Origin of the sequence: Massilia sp. 9096, from assembly GCF_000745265.1 — a bacterium.
GTDB lineage: Bacteria > Pseudomonadota > Gammaproteobacteria > Burkholderiales > Burkholderiaceae_D > Telluria.
The window spans coordinates 2,324,234-2,344,391 of sequence record NZ_JQNN01000001.1 but is presented as its reverse complement, the minus strand read 5'-3'; the positions used below and the strand labels follow the sequence as shown (position 1 = coordinate 2,344,391).

The 20,158-nt window shown below is 61.3% G+C and carries 18 protein-coding genes and 6 tRNA genes; all 24 read left to right on the top strand.

Going from position 1 to position 20,158, the window contains the following annotated elements:
* The first annotated feature begins 11 nt into the window (after positions 1–11).
* Entirely contained in the window at positions 12–935 is a 924-nt protein-coding gene (lepB, locus tag FA90_RS09855; RefSeq protein ID WP_197065279.1) for a signal peptidase I, read from the top strand.
* 18 nt (positions 936–953) lie between these two features.
* Complete coding sequence (locus tag FA90_RS09850) at positions 954–1,376, top strand: DUF4845 domain-containing protein (RefSeq protein WP_051971673.1); 423 nt, start codon at positions 954–956, stop codon at positions 1,374–1,376.
* A 160-nt stretch (positions 1,377–1,536) separates the two neighbouring features.
* On the top strand, positions 1,537–2,370 hold the full coding sequence (rnc, locus tag FA90_RS09845; protein ID WP_036168385.1) for a ribonuclease III: 834 nt from the start codon (positions 1,537–1,539) through the stop codon (positions 2,368–2,370).
* Positions 2,367–3,356: a GTPase Era gene (era, locus tag FA90_RS09840; protein ID WP_239700644.1), complete on the top strand. Its 990-nt coding sequence runs from the start codon at positions 2,367–2,369 to the stop codon at positions 3,354–3,356. The genes rnc and era overlap by 4 nt, the downstream gene beginning before the upstream one ends.
* A gap of 28 nt (positions 3,357–3,384) precedes the next feature.
* Positions 3,385–4,236, top strand: a complete 852-nt coding sequence (gene recO / locus FA90_RS09835; RefSeq protein WP_036168383.1) for a DNA repair protein RecO — start codon at positions 3,385–3,387, stop codon at positions 4,234–4,236.
* Positions 4,237–4,353: 117 nt separating this feature from the next.
* Positions 4,354–5,136 (top strand): pyridoxine 5'-phosphate synthase, encoded by a 783-nt coding sequence (pdxJ, locus tag FA90_RS09830; RefSeq protein WP_036175092.1) that lies wholly within the window; start codon positions 4,354–4,356, stop codon positions 5,134–5,136.
* Between the two features lies 1 nt (position 5,137).
* On the top strand, positions 5,138–5,548 hold the full coding sequence (acpS, locus tag FA90_RS09825) for a holo-ACP synthase (RefSeq protein ID WP_036168381.1): 411 nt from the start codon (positions 5,138–5,140) through the stop codon (positions 5,546–5,548).
* A 261-nt stretch (positions 5,549–5,809) separates the two neighbouring features.
* Positions 5,810–7,720 (top strand): excinuclease ABC subunit UvrC, encoded by a 1,911-nt coding sequence (gene uvrC, locus FA90_RS09820; RefSeq protein WP_051971672.1) that lies wholly within the window; start codon positions 5,810–5,812, stop codon positions 7,718–7,720.
* Positions 7,721–7,917: 197 nt separating this feature from the next.
* Complete coding sequence (gene pgsA, locus FA90_RS09815) at positions 7,918–8,499, top strand: CDP-diacylglycerol--glycerol-3-phosphate 3-phosphatidyltransferase (protein WP_036168379.1); 582 nt, start codon at positions 7,918–7,920, stop codon at positions 8,497–8,499.
* A gap of 96 nt (positions 8,500–8,595) precedes the next feature.
* Positions 8,596–8,671 (top strand) — tRNA-Gly (locus FA90_RS09810).
* Between the two features lie 85 nt (positions 8,672–8,756).
* Positions 8,757–8,832: transfer RNA gene (locus FA90_RS09805), tRNA-Gly, on the top strand.
* A 59-nt stretch (positions 8,833–8,891) separates the two neighbouring features.
* Positions 8,892–8,967: transfer RNA gene (locus tag FA90_RS09800), tRNA-Gly, on the top strand.
* 30 nt (positions 8,968–8,997) lie between these two features.
* Positions 8,998–9,073: transfer RNA gene (locus FA90_RS09795), tRNA-Gly, on the top strand.
* 34 nt (positions 9,074–9,107) lie between these two features.
* Positions 9,108–9,183 (top strand) — tRNA-Gly (locus FA90_RS09790).
* Positions 9,184–9,259: 76 nt separating this feature from the next.
* Positions 9,260–9,333, top strand: a tRNA-Cys gene (locus FA90_RS09785).
* Between the two features lie 218 nt (positions 9,334–9,551).
* Positions 9,552–10,696 (top strand): IS3 family transposase gene (locus FA90_RS09775; protein WP_156116655.1). Its coding sequence is split into 2 segments (ribosomal slippage): positions 9,552–9,810 and positions 9,810–10,696, totalling 1,146 coding nucleotides; the frame shifts between segments, so codons are not numbered across the junction.
* Positions 10,697–10,713: 17 nt separating this feature from the next.
* Positions 10,714–11,181 (top strand): EndoU domain-containing protein, encoded by a 468-nt coding sequence (locus FA90_RS25595; RefSeq protein ID WP_239701007.1) that lies wholly within the window; start codon positions 10,714–10,716, stop codon positions 11,179–11,181.
* Positions 11,178–11,618 (top strand): hypothetical protein, encoded by a 441-nt coding sequence (locus tag FA90_RS26335; protein ID WP_156116653.1) that lies wholly within the window; start codon positions 11,178–11,180, stop codon positions 11,616–11,618. Before FA90_RS25595 ends, FA90_RS26335 begins: the two co-directional genes overlap by 4 nt.
* Before the next feature lie 173 nt (positions 11,619–11,791).
* Positions 11,792–15,697 (top strand): hemagglutinin repeat-containing protein, encoded by a 3,906-nt coding sequence (locus tag FA90_RS24970; RefSeq protein ID WP_156116654.1) that lies wholly within the window; start codon positions 11,792–11,794, stop codon positions 15,695–15,697.
* Complete coding sequence (locus FA90_RS26330) at positions 15,694–16,134, top strand: hypothetical protein (RefSeq protein ID WP_156116653.1); 441 nt, start codon at positions 15,694–15,696, stop codon at positions 16,132–16,134. Before FA90_RS24970 ends, FA90_RS26330 begins: the two co-directional genes overlap by 4 nt.
* A 177-nt stretch (positions 16,135–16,311) precedes the next feature.
* On the top strand, positions 16,312–16,917 hold the full coding sequence (locus FA90_RS24965; RefSeq protein WP_197065277.1) for a hemagglutinin repeat-containing protein: 606 nt from the start codon (positions 16,312–16,314) through the stop codon (positions 16,915–16,917).
* Positions 16,883–17,281 (top strand): cytochrome c oxidase assembly protein, encoded by a 399-nt coding sequence (locus FA90_RS09755; RefSeq protein ID WP_197065276.1) that lies wholly within the window; start codon positions 16,883–16,885, stop codon positions 17,279–17,281. The genes FA90_RS24965 and FA90_RS09755 overlap by 35 nt, the downstream gene beginning before the upstream one ends.
* On the top strand, positions 17,278–17,634 hold the full coding sequence (locus FA90_RS09750; protein ID WP_036168372.1) for a cytochrome c family protein: 357 nt from the start codon (positions 17,278–17,280) through the stop codon (positions 17,632–17,634). Before FA90_RS09755 ends, FA90_RS09750 begins: the two co-directional genes overlap by 4 nt.
* A gap of 1,072 nt (positions 17,635–18,706) precedes the next feature.
* Positions 18,707–20,155, top strand: coding sequence for a ShlB/FhaC/HecB family hemolysin secretion/activation protein (locus FA90_RS09745; protein ID WP_239700641.1), 1,449 nt, complete (start codon positions 18,707–18,709; stop codon positions 20,153–20,155).
* The last annotated feature ends 3 nt before the right edge of the window (positions 20,156–20,158 follow it).

Here is a 20,158-nt window from a genome sequence, read left to right as displayed (position 1 = left end):
AACCGCACGCGATGAATCTGCAACTGATCCTGGGTAATTTCGCTCTCATCCTGTTCGTGGCCATGGTGATCACGGGCGTGATCTGGTGCCTCGACGTGTTCGTGCTGGCCGGCCAGCGCCGCGCACGCGCCAACGCGGCCCTGGCCGAATTCGACGCCAACCAGAAGCGCCTGGTCGGCGACGGCATCCGCCCCGACGGCGACATCGCCGCCAAGCGCGCGATGCTGGAAGCCACGCTGGTGCGCCAGCCGACCTGGGTCGAATACTCGGGCAGCTTCTTCCCGGTGATCGCGCTGGTGTTCGTGCTGCGTTCCTTCCTGTTCGAGCCGTTCAAGATCCCGTCCTCGTCGATGGTGCCGACCCTGCTGGTGGGCGACCTGATCCTGGTGAACAAGTTCGACTACGGCATCCGCCTGCCGGTGGTGAACAAGAAGATCATCCAGGTCGGCAACCCGCAACGCGGCGACGTGATGGTGTTCAAGTATCCGAAGGATCCGAGCCAGGACTACATCAAGCGCGTCATCGGCGTGCCCGGTGATAGAATCACCTACGACAACAAGCGTTTGACGGTGAACGGCGTCCCGGTCCAGTACGAAGCGATGGACGACTACCTGAGCGACGAGAGCCTGGTCTACAACAAGCAGTTCCTGGAAAAGCTGCCGAATGCGCCGCACCGCATCCTCAACATGGAGTCGCAGCGCACGATCAACCTGAATGCCGTGGAGGATTTCCCTCATCACGAAAACTGCACCTATTCCTACGATAAATTTACCTGTATCGTGCCGGAGGGTAATTATTTCATGATGGGCGATAACCGCGACAACAGCGCAGACAGCCGCTACTGGGGCTTCGTGCCGGACGAGAACATCGTCGGCAAGGCTGTGTTTGTTTGGATGAACCTCGGCAATCCGAAGCGCATCGGCGGTATCCATTGAGGATGACTGGAGGCGTCGATGGTCTCAGGAAAGAAGTTTTTACGTAACAAGCAATACCGGATCAACGCGGAGGGCGGTGTCTCGCTGTCCGGCCTGATCGTGGTGCTGATCGTGCTCGGCGCGATTGCCCTGGTCGTGATCAAGGTGGTGCCGGCTTATATCGAGTACCACGCGGTCAAGAACGCGATCGCCAAGGCCAAGGCCGAGGGTGGCACCGTGCGCGAGATCCAGCAATCGTTCGACAAGAACGCCGAAATCAACAACGTCGACGCCATCAAGGGCACCGACCTGATGATCACGCGCGATGGCGGCCAGGCCCAGGTCGCCTTCGAATACGAGAAGCGGATCCCGCTGGCCGGCAACGTCAGCCTGCTGATCGATTTCGCCGGGACCACGGACCCGAGCGGTGTCGTCGAGAAGGCCGACACAGCACCAAAGTAAGAGCGTTTGACAAAACCCTCAGGGCAAGGCGCATCGGCGAAGACAGTACGCCAGTACGGCGAGACGATGCAACGCAGCCATGGGGGTTTTGTCGAACGGTCGGATACCGGCAGCGCGGGAGGGACCCCGGCGGGCGCCGACCAACCAGATTGAAACGACAATGAATCTTCAGTTATTGCAAACTCGCCTCGGTTACACTTTCCGGGACCCCGGCCTGCTACAGCAGGCGCTGACCCACCGTAGCCACAGCAGTCTGCATAACGAGCGCCTCGAATTCCTGGGCGACTCGATCCTGAACTGCGTGGTCGCGTCGATCCTGTTCGAGCGTTTCAGCGCGCTCACCGAAGGCGATTTATCGCGCCTGCGCGCCAATTTGGTCAAGCAGCAATCGCTGTACGAGATCGCCACCCGGCTCGAGCTGTCGCAATTCCTGCGCCTGGGCGAGGGCGAACTGAAGTCGGGCGGTTTCCGCCGTCCCTCGATCCTGGCCGACACGCTCGAAGCGCTGCTGGGCGCGATCTTCCTGGACGGCGGCTTCGAGCACGCGCGCGAGGCGATCCGCGCCTTCTACATCCCGTTGCTCGATTCGGTCGATCCGCGCACGCTGGGCAAGGACGCCAAGACGCTGCTGCAGGAATTCTTGCAGAGCAAAAAAATCTCGCTGCCGACCTATAACGTCGTGGCCACCCATGGCGCCGCGCACAGCCAGGAATTCGAGATCGAGTGCCTGGTGCCCAAGCTGGGCATCCAGGTGTACGGCCGCGGCGGCAGCCGCCGCGCCGGCGAACAGGCGGCGGCGCGCCTGGCACTCGACGTGGCCGAGCAGGCCATGCAAAAGAGTCCGTCCGCCGCGCGCAAACAGAAGCCGCGCTCGGCCCAGCTGAAGCTGGCCGGGATCGCCACCGACCAGAGCGCCGACCAGGCCGTGGCGCAAGGCGCATCGCAGCAATCCGCACAGCAATCCGAACAGAACCAGGCAGAAAGCAAGTCATGAGCCACTCCAACACCCCGGCCGAAGGCGCCGACGAATCCCAGGCAGCACCGCAAACGGCCGGCCACGACGCAGGCGACGCGAGCACCGAAGCGCAGGCCATCCCCGCCGGCTTCCGTTGCGGCTACATCGCCATCGTCGGCCGGCCGAACGTCGGCAAGTCGACGCTGATGAACGTGCTGATCGGCGCCAAGGTGTCGATCACCTCGCGCAAGGCCCAGACCACGCGTCACCGCATTACGGGCATCCAGACCCGCGACGACGCCCAGTTCATCTACGTCGACACCCCGGGCTTCCAGACCCGCCACGCCAATGCGCTGAACAAGACGCTGAACAAGACCGTCTCGAACACCTTGACCGCGGCCGACGTGATCCTGTTCCTGGTCGAAGCCGGCACCTTCGGCGCCGCCGACCAGCAGGTGCTCGACATGCTGCCCAAGAACGTTCCGGTGGTCCTGGTGATCAACAAGTCCGACCGCATGAAGGACAAGGCCGAGCTGATGCCGTTCGCCGCCAAGGTCGCGGGCCTGCGCGACTTCACGGCCGTGGTGCCGGTCTCGGCCAAGCACCGCTTCCAGGTCGACGCGTTGGAGGGCGAAATCCGCAAGCACCTGCCGGAAAATCCGCCGGTCTTCGGCCCGGACGACATCACCGACCGCAGCGAGAAATTCCTGGCCGCCGAGATCGTGCGCGAAAAAGTGTTCCGCCTGCTGGGCGACGAGCTGCCCTACACCAGCACCGTGGTGATCGAGCAGTTCATCCAGGAAGGCAATCTGCGCCGTATCTTCGCCGCCATCCTGGTCGAGCGCGACACGCACAAGTCGATGATCATCGGTAACAAGGGCGCGCGCCTGAAAGAGATCTCGACGCAATCGCGCCTGGACATGGAAAAGCTGTTCGGCGGCCCGGTGTATCTCGAGATCTGGGTCAAGGTCAAATCGGGCTGGGCCGACAACGAAGCCGGCCTGCGCGCCTACGGCTACGAGTAAGCCAACCATTCAAGGTACAACCCAACGCATGGCCGGCCCGGACGACCTCCCGCAAGACCAGCCTGACACCGCGGCGCCTGCACTGCCCGTCGCCGTGTCCGCCCCGGCATCGGCGCCGAGCGCGCCCGCGCCTGCGCGCGCGGAACGCAAGCGCGCGCCCGTGCGCGAGGGCGGCAAGATCGTTGGCCAGCCCGGCTTCGTGCTGCACAGCTATCCGTACAAGGAAACCAGCCTGATCGTCGACGTGTTCACGCGCGACTTCGGGCGTATCGGTGTCGTGGCCAAGGGCGCCAAGCGGCCGCTGTCCAAGCTGCGCGGCGTGCTGCAGACCTTCCAGCCGCTGTCGCTGTCGTTTTCCGGCAAGTCCGAGCTGCGCACGCTGATCGACGCCGAATGGGTCGGCGGCTTGCTGCCGCTGGAGAAGACGGCGCTGCTGTGCGGCTTTTACCTGAACGAACTGCTGGTCAAGCTGCTGGCGCGCGACGACGCGCATCCGAAGCTGTTCGACCATTACGTCTCGACGCTGAACGAACTGGCCCACGGCGAACCTGCACCGATCACCTTGCGAAAGTTCGAACGGGCCTTACTTAAGGAAACCGGGGTCGCCGCCGACCTGACCCGCTGCACCACCACCCGTGCGCGTGTCGAAGGCGGCGGCCAGTACGTGGTCGATCCGGAGCGCGGCGCGCGCACGGCCGGGCCGGGCGAGAACTGGCCGGTGGTGTCTGGCAAGACCCTGCTCGACATGGAGCGCGAGGACTACAGCGACCCGCAGACCCAGGCCCAGAGCAAGCAGCTGATGCGCTTCCTGCTGGCCTATCACCTGGGCGGCGCGCCTTTGAACACGAGACAGATCCTCATCGACCTGTCCCAACTTTAAAATTGCTTCAAAATGGCCATGGCGGCGTTGCAGCTCCTCGCCGTGCGAAATGCACTGTCTTCGTCGCTGCGCCTGGCCCTGACCATTTTGAAACAATCTTTTAAAAAGAATACCGCCATGAGCTTCCTGCAACCGATCGGTTCCGTCATCGACCTGGGCGTGAACATCGACCACATCGCCACCGTGCGCAACGCGCGCGGCACCGTCTACCCGGACCCGCTGCGCGCCGCGCTGCTGGCCGAGCAGGCCGGCGCCGACCTGATCACGCTGCACCTGCGCGAGGACCGCCGCCACATCAAGGACGCCGACGTGCTGGCGATCCGCCCGGCCCTGGCCACGCGCATGAACCTGGAAGCGGCCGTGACGCAGGAGATGGTCGATTTTGCCTGCAAGGTCAAGCCGCAGGACGTGTGCCTGGTGCCTGAGCGGCGCGAGGAAGTCACCACCGAGGGTGGCCTGGACGTGATCCGCTACCAGAAGGAAATCGAAGCGGCCATCAAGCAGTTGAAAGGCGAGGGCATCCGCGTGTCGCTGTTCATCGATCCGGACGAGACGCAGATCGCGGCCGCGGCCCAGGTCGGCGCGCCGGTGATCGAGCTGCACACCGGCCGCTATGCCGAAGCCGAGCACGAGGCCGAACTGGCGCACGAACTGGAACGTATCAAGGTCGGCGTGCGCGCCGGCGTCAGGCACGGCCTGCGCGTGAACGCCGGCCACGGCCTGCATTACACCAACGTGCAGCCGGTGGCGGCGATCCCCGAGATCCACGAGCTCAACATCGGCCACGCGATCGTGGCGCACGCGCTGTTCGCCGGCTTCGAGAACGCGGTGCGCGAGATGAAGGCGATCATGGTGGCGGCGCGCCTGGGCGTCCAGTACGGCGCCAAGAACGGTGGCTGAGATGATCTACGGGATCGGCACCGACATCGTCCAGATCTCGCGCGTCGAGGCGGCGCTGGCGCGCAATGGCGAGCGCTTCGCCGAAAAGATCCTCGGTCCGGAAGAACTGGTGAAATACCACGCCCGCCGCGCCAAGAATGAAGTGCGCGGCCTGCGTTTCCTGGCCACGCGCTTCTCCGCCAAGGAGGCGTTCTCGAAAGCGATCGGGCTGGGCATGCGCATGCCCATGACCTGGCGCTCGGCCCAGATGCTCAACGCGCCGAGCGGCAAGCCGGTGATCGTGTGCAGCGGGGCATTGGAAGAATTCATGCGGACCCATCGCCTGTCCGCCCAGGTGACGATCAGCGACGAAGCCGACTACGGCGTCGCCTTCGTGATCGTCACCCAGGCGCCGGAGGATGGGTCCACGTAGTCGATTGCGGTTGCATGTGGTGAGTGAGCGAGGCAAGTGAGCAAGGAAGTCGAAGCAGGATTGCACCAGGAAGCCGGATTCGAGACGCCCACCACCACGAACGACAACGCAGTTGGCAAAACAGTTAGCAAGAACGGCAAGCCGCGCGCCCGGACAAGGTCCACGCCGCGCGCCCAGCCGGCGCCGACCCCGCCGCCGCAGATCCGGCCGCGCTTGCGTCCGGACGCCCGGCGTGCCGTCAGAGAGGAGTTGATCGCGACGATGACGAAGGATGCGGAATCCCCAGTGCGCCCCAGCGAGGGGGCGCGCGAACAGGTGCTGGCGACGGTCGCCAAGTTGCCGGGCCTGCCGGGCGTGTACCGGTATTTCGACGCCGAGGACCGGGTCCTGTACGTCGGCAAGGCGCGCAACCTCAAGAACCGGGTCTCGAGCTACTTCCAGAAGAACCTGTCGAGCCCGCGCATCGCGATGATGGTGTCGCAGATCGCGCGCCTGGAAACCTCGGTGACGCACAGCGAGGCCGAAGCGCTGATCCTGGAAAACAACCTGATCAAGACGCTCAAGCCGCGCTACAACATCCTGTTCCGTGATGACAAGTCGTACCCCTACCTGAAACTGTCGGGCGGGGACTTCCCGCGCATGGCCTATTACCGCGGTGCGCTCGACAAGAAGAACCAGTACTTCGGGCCGTTCCCGAGCGCCTGGGCGGTCAAGGAATCGATGCAGCTGCTGCAGAAGGTGTTCAAGCTGCGCACCTGCGAGGACAGCGTATTCCACAACCGTACGCGGCCCTGCCTGCTGCACCAGATCGGGCGCTGCAGCGGACCGTGCGTCGACCTGGTCTCGAACGAGGACTACCAGCGCGACGTCGACAACGCCGCCAAGTTCCTGCGCGGGCGTCAGAGCGAGGTGATGGCCGAGCTGGAAAAGAAGATGCTGGTGTTCGCCGAGAACCTGAAGTTCGAACAGGCCGCGGCGGTGCGTAACCAGATCCAGGCATTGTCGAAAGTGCTGCACGCGCAAAGCATGGAGACGGTCGGCGACGCCGACGTCGACGTCATCGCCGTGGTGGTGCAGGGCGGACGCGCCTGCGTCAATCTGGCGATGGTGCGCGGCGGACGCCACCTGGGCGACCGCGCCTACTTCCCGACCCAGGTCGGCGAGGGCATCGGCGAGGCTGCCAGCCAGGCCACGGCGCTGGGCGAGGAATTGAAGGAAAGCGCGATCGAAGTCGACGTCCTGTCGGCTTTCCTGGCCCAGCACTACGCCGACAAGTTCATCCCGGGCACGCTGATCCTGAACATCGACTTCGACATGCCCGAACTGGTCATGGCGCTGACCGAGCAGTGTGGCCACCGCATCAACCTGGTGTTCCAGCCGCAGGGCCAGCGCCGCCAGTGGCTCGAGCTGGCGCAGAAGGGCGCCGAGATCTCGCTGGCGCGACTGCTGTCGGAGCAGGGTTCGCAGCAGTCGCGCACGCGCGCGCTGGCGGAGGTGCTCGGCCTGGACAGCGAAGACCTCGAGGCGATCCGCATCGAGTGCTTCGACATCAGCCACACGGCCGGCGAAGCGACCCAGGCCTCGTGCGTGGTGTTCCACCATCACCAGATGCAGAACGGCGAATACCGCCGCTACAACATCAACGACATCACGCCCGGCGACGATTACGCGGCGATGCGCCAGGTCTTGATGCGGCGCTACGAAAAGGTCGCGGGCGGCGAGGGCGTGATGCCCGACATCGCGCTGATCGACGGCGGCAAGGGCCAGGTCGAGATGGCGCGCCAGGTGTTTTCCGAGCTCGGCCTGGACGTGTCGAACATCGTCGGCGTGGCCAAGGGCGAGGGCCGCCGGGTCGGCCTGGAGACGCTGATCTTCGCCGATGGCCGTCCGGCGCAGGAACTCGGCAAGGAATCGGCGGCGCTGATGCTGGTGGCGATGATCCGTGACGAAGCACACCGCTTCGCGATCACCGGCATGCGCGCCAAACGCGCCAAGGCGCGCCAGGCGTCGCGGCTGGAAGAGATCGAGGGCATCGGCGCCAAGCGCCGCCAGAAGCTGCTGGCGCGCTTCGGCGGCCTGCGCGGCGTGATCGACGCCAGCGTCGAGGACCTGATGTCGGTGGAGGGCATCTCGAGCACGCTGGCGGAAGAGATCTACCGGCAGCTGCACTAACGAGTCAGCGGGCTAACGAGTCCGGGGACTAACGAGCCCGTGGGGGCTCGTTAGAACCATCTCCGTTTCTGCCCGTATGTTTACGCAGGCGCGCGCGGCTGGGCTCAACTGGTTTAAACGGCAATAGCCATGTAGACTAGCGGCGCTAGCAACTCAACAACATGGGCTTTCGCCGATCACGCTTCACGTTCCCATCCATGCCTTTCAACATCCCGATTCTCCTGACCTGGCTGCGCGTCGCGCTCATTCCCTTGGTCGTCGGCATTTTCTATTTGCCCGACCACGTGCTTGCCGAGCCCGACCGCAACCTGGCGGCCACCGTCATCTTCATCGTCGCCGCCGTCACCGACTGGTTCGACGGCTACCTGGCGCGGCGCTGGAACGAGACCTCGGCCTTCGGCGCCTTCCTCGACCCGGTCGCCGACAAGCTGATGGTGGCCGGCGCGCTGCTGGTGCTGATGCAGCTGGGCAGGGTGGATGCGATCATCAGCTTCATCATCATCGGCCGCGAGATCACGATCTCGGCGTTGCGCGAATGGATGGCCGAGATCGGCGCACGCAAGTCGGTCGCGGTCAGCTCGCTGGGCAAGATCAAGACCGCCGCGCAGATGGTCGCGATCCCGATGCTGCTGTTCCACGACAGGCTGTTCAGTGTGATCGACATGCAGCTGTCCGGCACCATCCTGCTGTGGATCGCCGGCGTGCTGACGGTCTGGTCGATGTTCTACTACCTGCGCCGCGCCTGGCCGCTGATCAAGGAGAAGGCGGGGCCCATGTAAAACGATTGCTGAGTTCAATTAAGTCATCCTTGACACACTGCTCAGCATCTCTATAATGCCCCCCTGTTGCGAGACACAGCGCAGCAAGCAAACGAAGCGGGAGTAGCTCAGTTGGTAGAGCGCAACCTTGCCAAGGTTGAGGTCGAGAGTTCGAGACTCTTCTCCCGCTCCAGCGTTTGCCAGGCTGTGGTCGATACGACAAAAAGGTTGTCTTGGAAAATAATAAGAATTCTGAGATAATCTCAAGTTCCAGCGAAGCGGGAGTAGCTCAGTTGGTAGAGCGCAACCTTGCCAAGGTTGAGGTCGAGAGTTCGAGACTCTTCTCCCGCTCCACTCGATGCAGGTCGATGCTGGCGCAAAGCAGTAAGGCGTAGTAAAGGTAAGACTCCAATGCGGGAGTAGCTCAGTTGGTAGAGCGCAACCTTGCCAAGGTTGAGGTCGAGAGTTCGAGACTCTTCTCCCGCTCCAGTGTTTTACGAAATGGCGATTCGCTCCTAAGCGGGAGTAGCTCAGTTGGTAGAGCGCAACCTTGCCAAGGTTGAGGTCGAGAGTTCGAGACTCTTCTCCCGCTCCAATGGTCGTCATGCAGTGATTGGTAGTACTCCTAAGCGGGAGTAGCTCAGTTGGTAGAGCGCAACCTTGCCAAGGTTGAGGTCGAGAGTTCGAGACTCTTCTCCCGCTCCAGATTCAGAGAAGCCCAGCCTTCTCATGTTGATGTGGTCGATAACCCGCCATGTCAGCATCGTCAAAGTTCACCTCGGGCGAGGTAGCAAAGCGGTTATGCAGCGGCCTGCAAAGCCGTCTAGACGGGTTCGACTCCCGTCCTCGCCTCCATCCTATCTCCTCGCATACACCCAAGTTCTGATTCTCCTCAGGTACCTATCTGTCGTCGTTCGCGTCGCCCATGCGCTGAATCGATAAGCCGTTGGTTAGCCTGTCAGCCTGCTACGGCCTGGCGAACCGGGTGGACTGTTCCTGCTTGGCCATGGGTGGCCTTCCCCCACCACGACGGACACTTTCGATAGGTATGATGTCCCTATCGGAGGTATTACATGGCACGTGAAAGACGGGTATTTTCAGAAGAGTTTAAGCGCGAAGCAGTCAAGCTGGTAGGCCAGCCTGGTGCGAGCAAGGCGGCGATAGCCCGTGACCTTGGCATTGGCGCCAATTTGCTGGGACGGTGGTGCAGAGATGCCGACGTCGATGCAGAGGTCGCCTTCCGGAGCGAGAAAGTGTCGGCCCAGGAATACGAGCGTATGCGACGCGAGCTGGCGAAGGTCAAGACGGAGCGCGACATATTAAAAAAGGCGCTCGGCTACTTCGCAGCCGACCTCAAGTGAAGTACGGCTTCATCGCCAAATATCGAACCATCTGGCCAACGCGAATGATGTGCCGTCTACTCGGCGTATCGAGCAGCGGTTTTTACGACTGGCTTGGACGGCCTGCAAGTGCGCATGAACGCGAGAATGCCCAGCTTCTCAAGGCAATCAAGCACAGCTTTGATGCCAGCGATGGCACATATGGTTCACCGCGGGTAGTGCGAGACCTTATCGACGCCGGTTTGTCCTGCAGCGAGAACCGCGTAGCGCGACTGATGAAAGCGGCCGGCATCAAGGCCCGCCACAAGCGACGTCGTGCGCCAGGACAGCTCGATTCGCCAGTCCACGCCATCGCGCCGAATCTGTTGGACCGGCAGTTTGAAGCGACAGGGCCGAACCAGAAATGGGCGGCCGACTTTACTTATGTGTGGACTGGCGAAGGCTGGCTGTTTGTCGCTGTTGTCCTCGACCTGTATTCGCGGCGTGTGGTGGGCTGGTCGATGCAGCCGACGATGACGGCACAACTGGTGATGGATGCTCTGCTAATGGCAATTTTCCGACGCGGCCGTCCTCGTGCAGTGGTGCATCACTCCGACCAGGGCTCGCAATACACGAGTGAGGATTTCCAGCGCTTGCTCGAGTCTCACGGCATCGTTTGCAGCATGAGTCGACGCGGTAATTGCTGGGACAACGCTGCAATGGAGAGTTTCTTCTCGACGCTCAAGACTGAGCGCTTAAGCAAAAAGCACTACCGGACCAGGGATGATTTACGTGCCGATGTGTTCGACTATATCGAAAGGTTCTACAATCCACGCCGGCGTCATTCCACTATCGGCTACATCAGCCCGGTACAGTTTGAAAATCTAAAATGCGCCTAACGGAAGTGTCCGTGACGATGGGGGAAGGCCAATTTGAACTGGTGCAGGAACAGGCAGGAAAGCCTACAGTCACCGCTGATGTCCGTTATGATCATATTTTGGACGGCGGAGTAAATACGCTTAAGGATGGTTCGAAAGTTGGAACTGGCGGGCACTATCTTCGTTCATCGTCGGTGCGAGTAACTGAGGTTATTGGCGAAGCGGACGCAAACGGAGTTAGCGTTGGAAGGATCGAAGTGCGAGATCCTGACACTGGTCAATGGGTTCCGAAAAAGGCCGAAACATCGTTTTACCCTGAGACTTGGAGTAAGCGTCAGGTGACTTTGGAAATTGAGGGGGCTTTCAAGAATTCTGTCCCCAATCCCGCTAATTCGAGTCAATGGATGGGAACATCGCCAAGCGGGGTTCCGATCATGGGATATTATGGTAAGCCCGCCGGCACAGGAGCTACTGCCTGGCCAGTATACAATCCGAGGAAAAAATGAAAACTAGAATTGCAGTTATTTGGAATCCTATGTTGAATCGACATGGGATAGGAAGCACCGTCGAGGGGGCAAAGGAAATTGCGGCGTGGATGTCAGACGATCTAACGCGAGGACAAGATTCAATTAACGATTGGCTTGCACAATTCAATGCTGTGGCGACGGGCGAATTGGACGGTGGATACCTTGGCACTGGTAACGCCCACCATGTGCGAGCAATTGGTGAGCATGTGTACATTGAATGTGAATTTGATGAGAACATGAAGGTATTCCTAACTCGAGCACAGATTGCTGAGGCCCTGCAAAACTATTCTGCATTCTTGACCGCTGACCTTGGTGACCCGTCACAGCCACCCGAGACCTTTGAGGTTGAGTTTGAAACCTCTGGCGAAATGGCGCTAGATAGTTATTTGGCGATGGGGGGCAAGTTAGGGATGTAGAAGAATCGATATTGGCTGACCGGCTGCCTCACGGTGAGCCTATGCTTAGTATCGGCTAGCGCAAATCGAGCAGCACCGCGAAAAGAAGCGAAGAAGCGGTGACGCAACAAAGCCCCAGCGTCTCCGCATAGAACAGCAGCGCGAAACTGAAGCCCGGCGAAACGCTGCAAGTGTTGGCTTCCGACCCCGCCGCTGCGGAAGACCTGACCACGGGAAGCAAGTCGCGGGATTCGAAAGAGTCCGGCTTCAGCTTCGACAACCGCTCTGCGATGATGGTCGGCACCTTGCACAACAAGGGCGACGGCAGCGGCGCGACCGAAACCGTGACCGGCACCAAGCTGTCGGTGGGCGGCGGCGCCACCCTGGCAACGCAGACCGGCGACATCACCCTGAAGGGCGCCAACGTGGTGTCGGAAGGCGATCTGTCGATCAGCGCGGCGCGTAACCTGACCATCACCAGCGCGCAGGACACGGCACAGAACGCCAACAAGAGCGACGACAAGGCGGTGGGCAAGGTGGTCGTGTCCGACACCGAGCGCTTCGCCGGCTACCACAACGAAAAGCACCTCGATGACAGCAACCAGGTCACCCAGGTGGCGTCGAACGTCTCCAGCCTTAACGGCGACGTGACGCTGACGGCGGGCGATAAATACACCCAGGCCGCCAGCAATGTGCTGGCAAAAAATGACGTCAACATCACCGCCAAATCGATCGACATCACGGCGCTGCAGAATACCGGCAGCAACCAGAGCGCCGACAGCAGCCTGAAGGTCGGGGTCTTCGCCCGAGTCAGCTCGCCGCTGATCGACCTGGTCAACAACGTGGAGGCAGCACGCAAATCCGACGATCGCCTGAAAGCGATGCAGGGCATGGCCGCGGCATCGAACGGCTACCAGGCCGCCGCTGCGATGGGGTTGACGGGCGAAGGTGCGAAGGGTGAGCTGATCAAGGGCGAAGCAGGCATCGGCTTCGCAAGCAGCAATAGCTCCAACAACAGCAATGGCAGCACCGCTGCAGGCAGCTCGATCAGCGGTGGCGGCAACGTCAACTTGACCGCCACCGAAGGCGATATCCACGCCACCGGCGCTACGCTGGGTGCAGGCAAGACCCTGAGCCTGGACGCGGCGAAGAACATCCTGCTGGACGCCAGCCAGAGCACCACCCACAGCGACGGCAAGAACCACAGCGCCGGAGCGGAAGTGGGGGGCGGCTACGAAATCGGCGAACGGACCGGTGTGTATGCGTATGCCACGGTCAGCGTCGCCAATGGCCACAATAACAGCGATGCCACGACCAACAACACCACCCAGCTCAAGGCTGACACGATCAACCTCCACAGCAAAGGCGACACCACGCTGAAAGGTGCCACAGCGACCGCCAACACCATCGATGCGGATGTGGGTGGCAAACTGGCCATTGAAAGCCTGCAGGACACTACGAAGGAGGAGAGCAGCCAGACCTCGGCTGGCGCGCGCGTGCAGGTCTCGTTCGGCACGGCGTGGGACGCCTCGGGTAACGTGTCGCAGCAAAAGGGCAGCGGCAGTTCCGCCGTGGTCGGTCAGCAATCGGGCCTGTTCGCCGGCGACGGCGGTTACCACGTCAAGGCCGACACGGTCGACCTGAAGGGCGGCGCCATCGCAAGCACCAATAAGGTCGACTCCGAACTGACGACCAACAAGCTGACCACGTCCAACATCGAAAACAAGATGAACTACTCGGCCAGCAACGTCAGCCTGGCCGGCAGTATCGGAGGCGGCAGTGGTGAAGGCGATAAAGACTCCAAAGGCAACACCAAGCCTAACGACCAGCAGCAGCTGTTCGGCACCCGCACCAGCGGCAACGTGACCCCAGGTCTGCCATTGATCCAGAATGGCAGCGACAGCTCCACCACCTACGCCACCGTCACCGAGGGGAAGATCACCATCGGCGGCGTGACGACCAATTCGGTCAAGGACCTGGGCATCAACACCGACGCAAGCAAGGCCAACACCGGCCTCGACCAGCTGCCTGACCTGCAGAAGATGCTGAAAGAGCAGCAAGCCATGTCGGCCGCTGCCGGCACCGTGATCGCGACCAGCAAGCAAGCGATTGGCGACTGGGCGAACAGCGCGAGCAAGTCGGCCGCAAGCGATAAAGTGGCTGCGCAAGAGGTTCTGGACAATCCAAACAGCACGGCCGAGCAAAAGGCCGCCGCAACAACAGCGAAAGCGGATGCTGACAAGACGCTGCAAGGCTGGGCTCCTGGTGGCACGTATAACCTTGCGTTGAATGCCGGTGTTCAAATTCTGGTCGGCAGTTTGGCCGGACAAAACAGCGGCACAATTGCGGCCAACGCGGCCGGACCAGCGGTTGCGAAGACCGTCGACGACATCGCCAATCGATTGGCAGGCCAGGCGTCGGATGACGTGCTGAAATACACCAAGCTGGCGGAGGATGCCCATAAAAACAATGACTCTGCCGCCGAGGCCGAATATACGGCCAAGGCTAAGGACGCAGCCGCAACAGTTACCAATTGGGCAGACAATGGCATCTTTCGAGTCGGTCTGCATGCAGCCACACAGGGCATGCTGGGCAGCTTGGCCAATGGCCAGGCCGGTGCGGTGGACAGTGCCGCCGGCGTTGTTGGTGGCAATCTGGGCCAGCAGTTGGCCGCGCAGTTGGGCAATGCGGAAGCTGATAAGCTGGGGTTGACAGGCGAGAAGCGCGCAGCATTTGTTAATGCGTACCAAAACACAGGTGCGGTTGTTGGCGGCATGCTGGCAGGCGCCGCCGCTGCCAGCGCGCTTGGCCAAACGGCAAGCGGAGATGGGCTATTGGCGGCGGCCCAAGGTGGAGGTGCTGCAAACACGGTCGACACATTCAATCGTCAGTTGCATGACAACGAGAAAGCGCGCATTCACGAGCTTGCGAAGAACGACACTAAAAAGGAAGGCCGTCTGCTGATTGCGTCCTGTGCCTTGACCCAATGTTCTGCTGAGTTCGCTATCGGAAGCAAAGAATATATTGAAACCAAGGCGCTTGAGGATCTTGGCAATAGTGATGCGTTCAAGGCGGAGCGAGATTTGTTGTCGAAGCAAGTCGGAGCACGGGGCATGCGCCTATTTACCTACGACTCCAACTATCTGGGCGGTGACGCTGGTATTGATGCTCTCAAGCGCTGGAATAATACCTATGGCATCACCACGCGCCTCGCCGGTGGGGGACAAGCGCTTGGCGGATTAGCGGTTGGCACAGCAAGTAGCGGCTTGATTGCTGCAGGCGGAGCCGCTTGCCCTGAAACATTTGGCTTGGGATGTGGTGCCGCTGCTCTTGGCTTGATGGGGGCAGGCTGGAGTGCCGACCAGCTGGCAGCCGGGACCACAACTGTATGGACCGGGCGCTCGACAGCAACGCTTGGGGGCAAACTGGTGTCGAACATTATGGGTGTGTCGCCAGGAATGGGCGAGATGCTCAACGGTGTGCTCGGGATGACTCCGTGGGCTGCCGAAGCGGCTCTGTCCAATGGAGTGATCAAAATTCCGGCGGCGACAACTAAGAATGTGTCAAATGGTAACGTCTTGTCTCCGCTTGGAGATGATTACGTTCCTGGGCAATACCTCGAGTCATTTAAGCCGTCTCCTACGCCATTTGAACTGGTGCAGGAACAGGCAGGAAAGCCTACAGTCACCGCTGATGTTCGTTTTGATCATATTTTGGACGGCGAAGTAAATACGCTTAAGGATGGTTCGAAAGTTGGAACTGGCGGGCACTATCTTCGTTCATCGTCGGTGCGAGTAACTGAGGTTATTGGCGAAGCGGACGCAAACGGAGTTAGCGTTGGAAGGATCGAAGTGCGAGATCCTGACACTGGTCAATGGGTTCCGAAAAAGGCCGAAACATCGTTTTACCCTGAGACTTGGAGTAAGCGTCAGGTGACTTTGGAAATTGAGGGGGCTTTCAAGAATTCTGTCCCCAATCCCGCTAATTCGAGTCAATGGATGGGAACATCGCCAAGCGGGGTTCCGATCATGGGATATTATGGTAAGCCCGCCGGCACAGGAGCTACTGCCTGGTCAGTATACAATCCGAGGAAAAAATGAAAACTAGAATTGCAGTTATTTGGAATCCTATGTTGAATCGACATGGGATAGGAAGCACCGTCGAGGGGGCAAAGGAAATTGCGGCGTGGATGTCAGACGATCTAACGCGAGGACAAGATTCAATTAACGATTGGCTTGCACAATTCAATGCTGTGGCGACGGGCGAATTGGACGGTGGATACCTTGGCACTGGTAACGCCCACCATGTGCGAGCAATTGGTGAGCATGTGTACATTGAATGTGAATTTGATGAGAACATGAAGGTGTTCCTAACTCGAGCACAGATTGCTGAGGCCCTGCAAAACTATTCTGCATTCTTGACCGCTGACCTTGGTGACCCGTCACAGCCACCCGAGACCTTTGAGGTTGAGTTTGAAACCTCGGGCGAAATGGCGCTAGATAGTTATTTGGCGATGGGGGGCAAGTTAGGGATGTAGAAGAATCGATATTGGCTGACCGGCTGCCTCACGGTGAGCCTATGCTTAGTATCGGCTAGCGCAAATCGAGCAGCACCGCGAAAAGAAGCGAAGAAGCGGTGACGCAACAAAGCCCCACCGTCTCCCTCCGCATAGAACAGCAGCGCGAAACTGAAGCCCGGCGAAACGCTGCAAGTGGTGGCTTCCGACCTCGCCGCTGCGGAAGACCTGACCACGGGAAGCAAGTCGCGGGATTCGAAAGAGTCCGGCTTCAGCTTCGACAACCGCTCTGCGATGATGGTCGGCACCTTGCACAACAAGGGCGACGGCAGCGGCGCGACCGACACCGTGACCGGCACCAAGCTGTCGGTGGGCGGCAGCGCCACCCTGGCAACGCAGACCGGCAACATCACCCTGAAGGGCGCCAACGTGGTGTCGGAAGACGATCTGTCGATCAGCGCGGCGCGCAACCTGACCATCACCAGCGCGCAGGACACGGCACAGAACGCCAACAAGAGCGACGACAAGGCGGTGGCCAAGGTGGTCGTTTCCGACACCGAGCGCTTCGCCGGCTACCACGACGAAAAGCACAACGACAACAGCAACCAGGTGACCCAGGTGGCGTCGAACATCGGCAGCCTTCCCGCACGCCTGGCGCCGGCGCATTGGCAGCGCGACCCGCAACGGCGCCGTGACGGCGGCCTGGGGCAGCCTCACGCGGCCGCTCAGCGCCTGACTGCTGCACTTCGCGGCCCTGTGGATGTGGCACGTGCCGGCGACCTTCCAGTACGCGCTGGCCAGTAACGGCATCCACGCGCTGCAGCACTTCTGCTTCCTGTTTTCCGCCTTGCTGTTCTGGTGGGCGGTGTTGGGCAGGCACGGCGTGCACAATTCGCGCGGCGCGTCCATCGTCTACCTGTTCACGACCATGATGCACACCGGCGCGCTCGGGGCGCTGTTCACGATGTCGGAAGCGGTCTGGTATCCGTACTACGGCAGCAAAGCCCAGGCATTCGGCCTCACCGCGCTGGAAGACCAGCAGCTCGGCGGCCTGATCATGTGGATCCCGGGCGGCCTGTCGTACGTCGCGGCCGGCCTGGTGCTGTGCGCGCGCTGGCTGGGGCAGGCGCCGCAACGCCGCGCGACGGCGCTGGGAGCGCAACGATGAAGCGGCTGCTCGCGATCGTTTTCATCGCCGCGCTGGGCGGCTGCTCGAAACCACCCGCGTTCGAACCGCTCAGCGGCGGCAACCCGCGGGTTGGCCAGCAGCTGCTCGACCGCTACGGCTGTGCCGCCTGCCACGTGATCAAGGGTGTCACACACGAGCGCAGCCAGGTGGGTCCGTCGCTGAAGGACATCCGCGAAAGAAGCTTCGTCGGCGGCATGCTGCCCAACAGCGCGGCCAACCTGGAGCAGTGGATCATGCATCCGCGCGCGATCAATCCGAAGAGCGCCATGCCGGAGCTGGACGTTACCCGGGCGGAGGCGCGCGACATGACGGCTTACCTTTATCTCCCGTAGTCGTCGATGAAGCCGGGGTGGTGACTGCGCCGGCAGGATGCTGACTCCGCTTGTGCCCTCGGAAACGCCGCAATTAGCGAACTCATGTGGTGCAAAACTGCGGTGCTAGCTTAACTCTTTGATTGGTAAAGCCTGAAACGGCCTGCAAAGCCGTCTAGACGGGTTCGACTCCCGTCCTCGCCTCCATCCTATCTCCTCGCATACACCCAAGTTCTGATTCTCCTCAGGTACCTATCTGTCGTCGTTCGCGTCGCCCATGCGCTGAATCGATAAGCCGTTGGTTAGCCTGTCAGCCTGCTGCGGTCTGGCGAACCGGGTGGACTGCTTCTGCTTGTCCATGGGCTAGTGCTTACCTTTCAGGCTTATAGCACAGTGATATCGCAACCTGGCATCGCAATTTGGCGATGGTACGTTTCCGGGTCTCCCTGTCGTGGGTGGTTACCATCACGTAACGGAGTAGACTAGTTTACGACGTGATTCCGCTGTCAGTTCAACTCAGCACGAGTGTGGGCCAAACACGACAATGCATTGCCTGACATACATCCGTCATAACTTGTGCTTGTCGTAGTTGCAATATACGTCGATTCTCACGTTGGGGAATTTTATTCGTAGAAACGGCACTGATGGCGTAGTTGCGGGCTGACGTGAGCTGAAACTCAGCGTGTATACCCATTTATATGCAATTCACCATCAAATCGCGATTCTCACGCATTCTCGCCTAAGCAGCTGATCGCGAAGCTGCGTAAGTACAGCGCATCGTCGCTGCTGACGAAGCGCTAAAAACATATTTTCACTGGGACTTTCGGTCGCTATACTTGCGCCGAATCGTTTCCACATGGAAATATTAATGTACTCCCAGTTAGCACGATCTCATTGGCTTCCGATCCTCGGCTGCCTGTTTGCAGTCCCTGTCGCTGCCCAAGACATCAACGGAATCGCCACCAACGAACTGCAGCGACAACAGCAGCGCGAACAAGCCCAGCGTCGCCAGGACGAGGCCGTACCCGATGTCCGCCTGCAAGCAGCACCGCCGGCTTTCGACAGCAATTACCCAGCCGAGACACCGTGCTTCGTGATTCGCAACGTGCAGCTCGACGGCGATCAGGCCGAACGCTTCCAGTGGGCGTTGGGCGCCGCGCGCCCGGGACTCGGACGCTGCCTGGGGAGCAAGGGCGTCAACACGCTGGTGGGAGCGGTCCAGAACGCCCTGGTGGAACGCGGCTACGTGACCAGCCGGGTGCTGGCCGCGCCCCAGGACCTGCGTAGCGGCGAACTGCACCTGAAACTGGTGCCGGGACGGATCCGCGCGATCCGTTTCGACGGGGCCGGGCCGCGCGGCGGGTATGCCAGTGCCTTGCCGGCGCGCGAAGGCGAGGTGCTCAACCTGCGCGCCATCGAGCAAGGCATGGAAAACTTCAAGCGTCTCCCGGGGACGGACGCCGACATCCAGATCGTTCCCGGCGCACAGCCCGGCGAAAGCGACCTCGTCATCAAATGGCGCGGTGGCCGCGGCTACCGCATCGGCCTGTCGGCGGACGACAGCGGCAGCAGCGCGACCGGAACCTATCAGGGCGGCATCACGCTCTCGCTCGACAATCCGGCCGGGCTGCAGGACATGTTTTACGCCACGCTCAACCACAGCCTGCCGGTCGAGCATCGCGAGAGCGTGCACGGCACGCATGGCTACGCGCTGCATTACTCGGTCCCCTACGGTTACTGGATGACCACGCTCCAGGTCAACGACTACCGCTATCACCAGACGGTCGCGGGCGCCAACCAGGACTACGTCTACGGCGGTACCAGCACCAACAGCGAAGCCAAGCTGGCGCGCCTGGTGTACCGCGACGCCTTGCGCAAGACCACGCTGGCCGTGCGCGCTTACCAACGCCTGAGCCGCAACTACATCGACGATACCGAGGTCGAGGTGCAGCGCCGCCGCATGGGTGGCTTCGCGCTCGAGATCTCGCACCGCGAATTCATCGGCAGTGCCACGCTGGACGCCAACCTGGCCTGGAAACGCGGCACCTCCGACTTCGGCACACTGCCTGCGCCCGAGGAGGCCTATGGCGAAGGCACGTCGCGGCCACGCCTGTTCAATCTCGACCTGAACTTTTCGATGCCGTTGTCGCGCGTGCTGAACTACCAGGCTGCATGGCGCGGGCAGTGGAACCGTAGCCCCTTGATTCCGCAGGACCGCTTCGCGATCGGCGGACGCTACACCGTACGCGGCTTCGACGGCGAAGCCAGCTTGTCGGCCGAGCGCGGCTGGCTGGTGCGCAACGACCTGGCCTGGAGCGTCGGTAGCGCCGGCCAGCTGTACGCCGCCTTCGATTACGGCCACGTCTCCGGTCCCACCGCGCCGCGCCTGCTCGGCACCAGCCTGGGCGGCGTCGCCCTCGGCTGGCGTGGCCAGCTGGGCCACTTGCAGCTCGACCTGTTCGCCGGCGTCCCGGTGCATAAGCCAGACGGCTTCCAGACCGCCCGTGTGGCAACGGGATTCAACCTCAACTACGAGTACTGATCG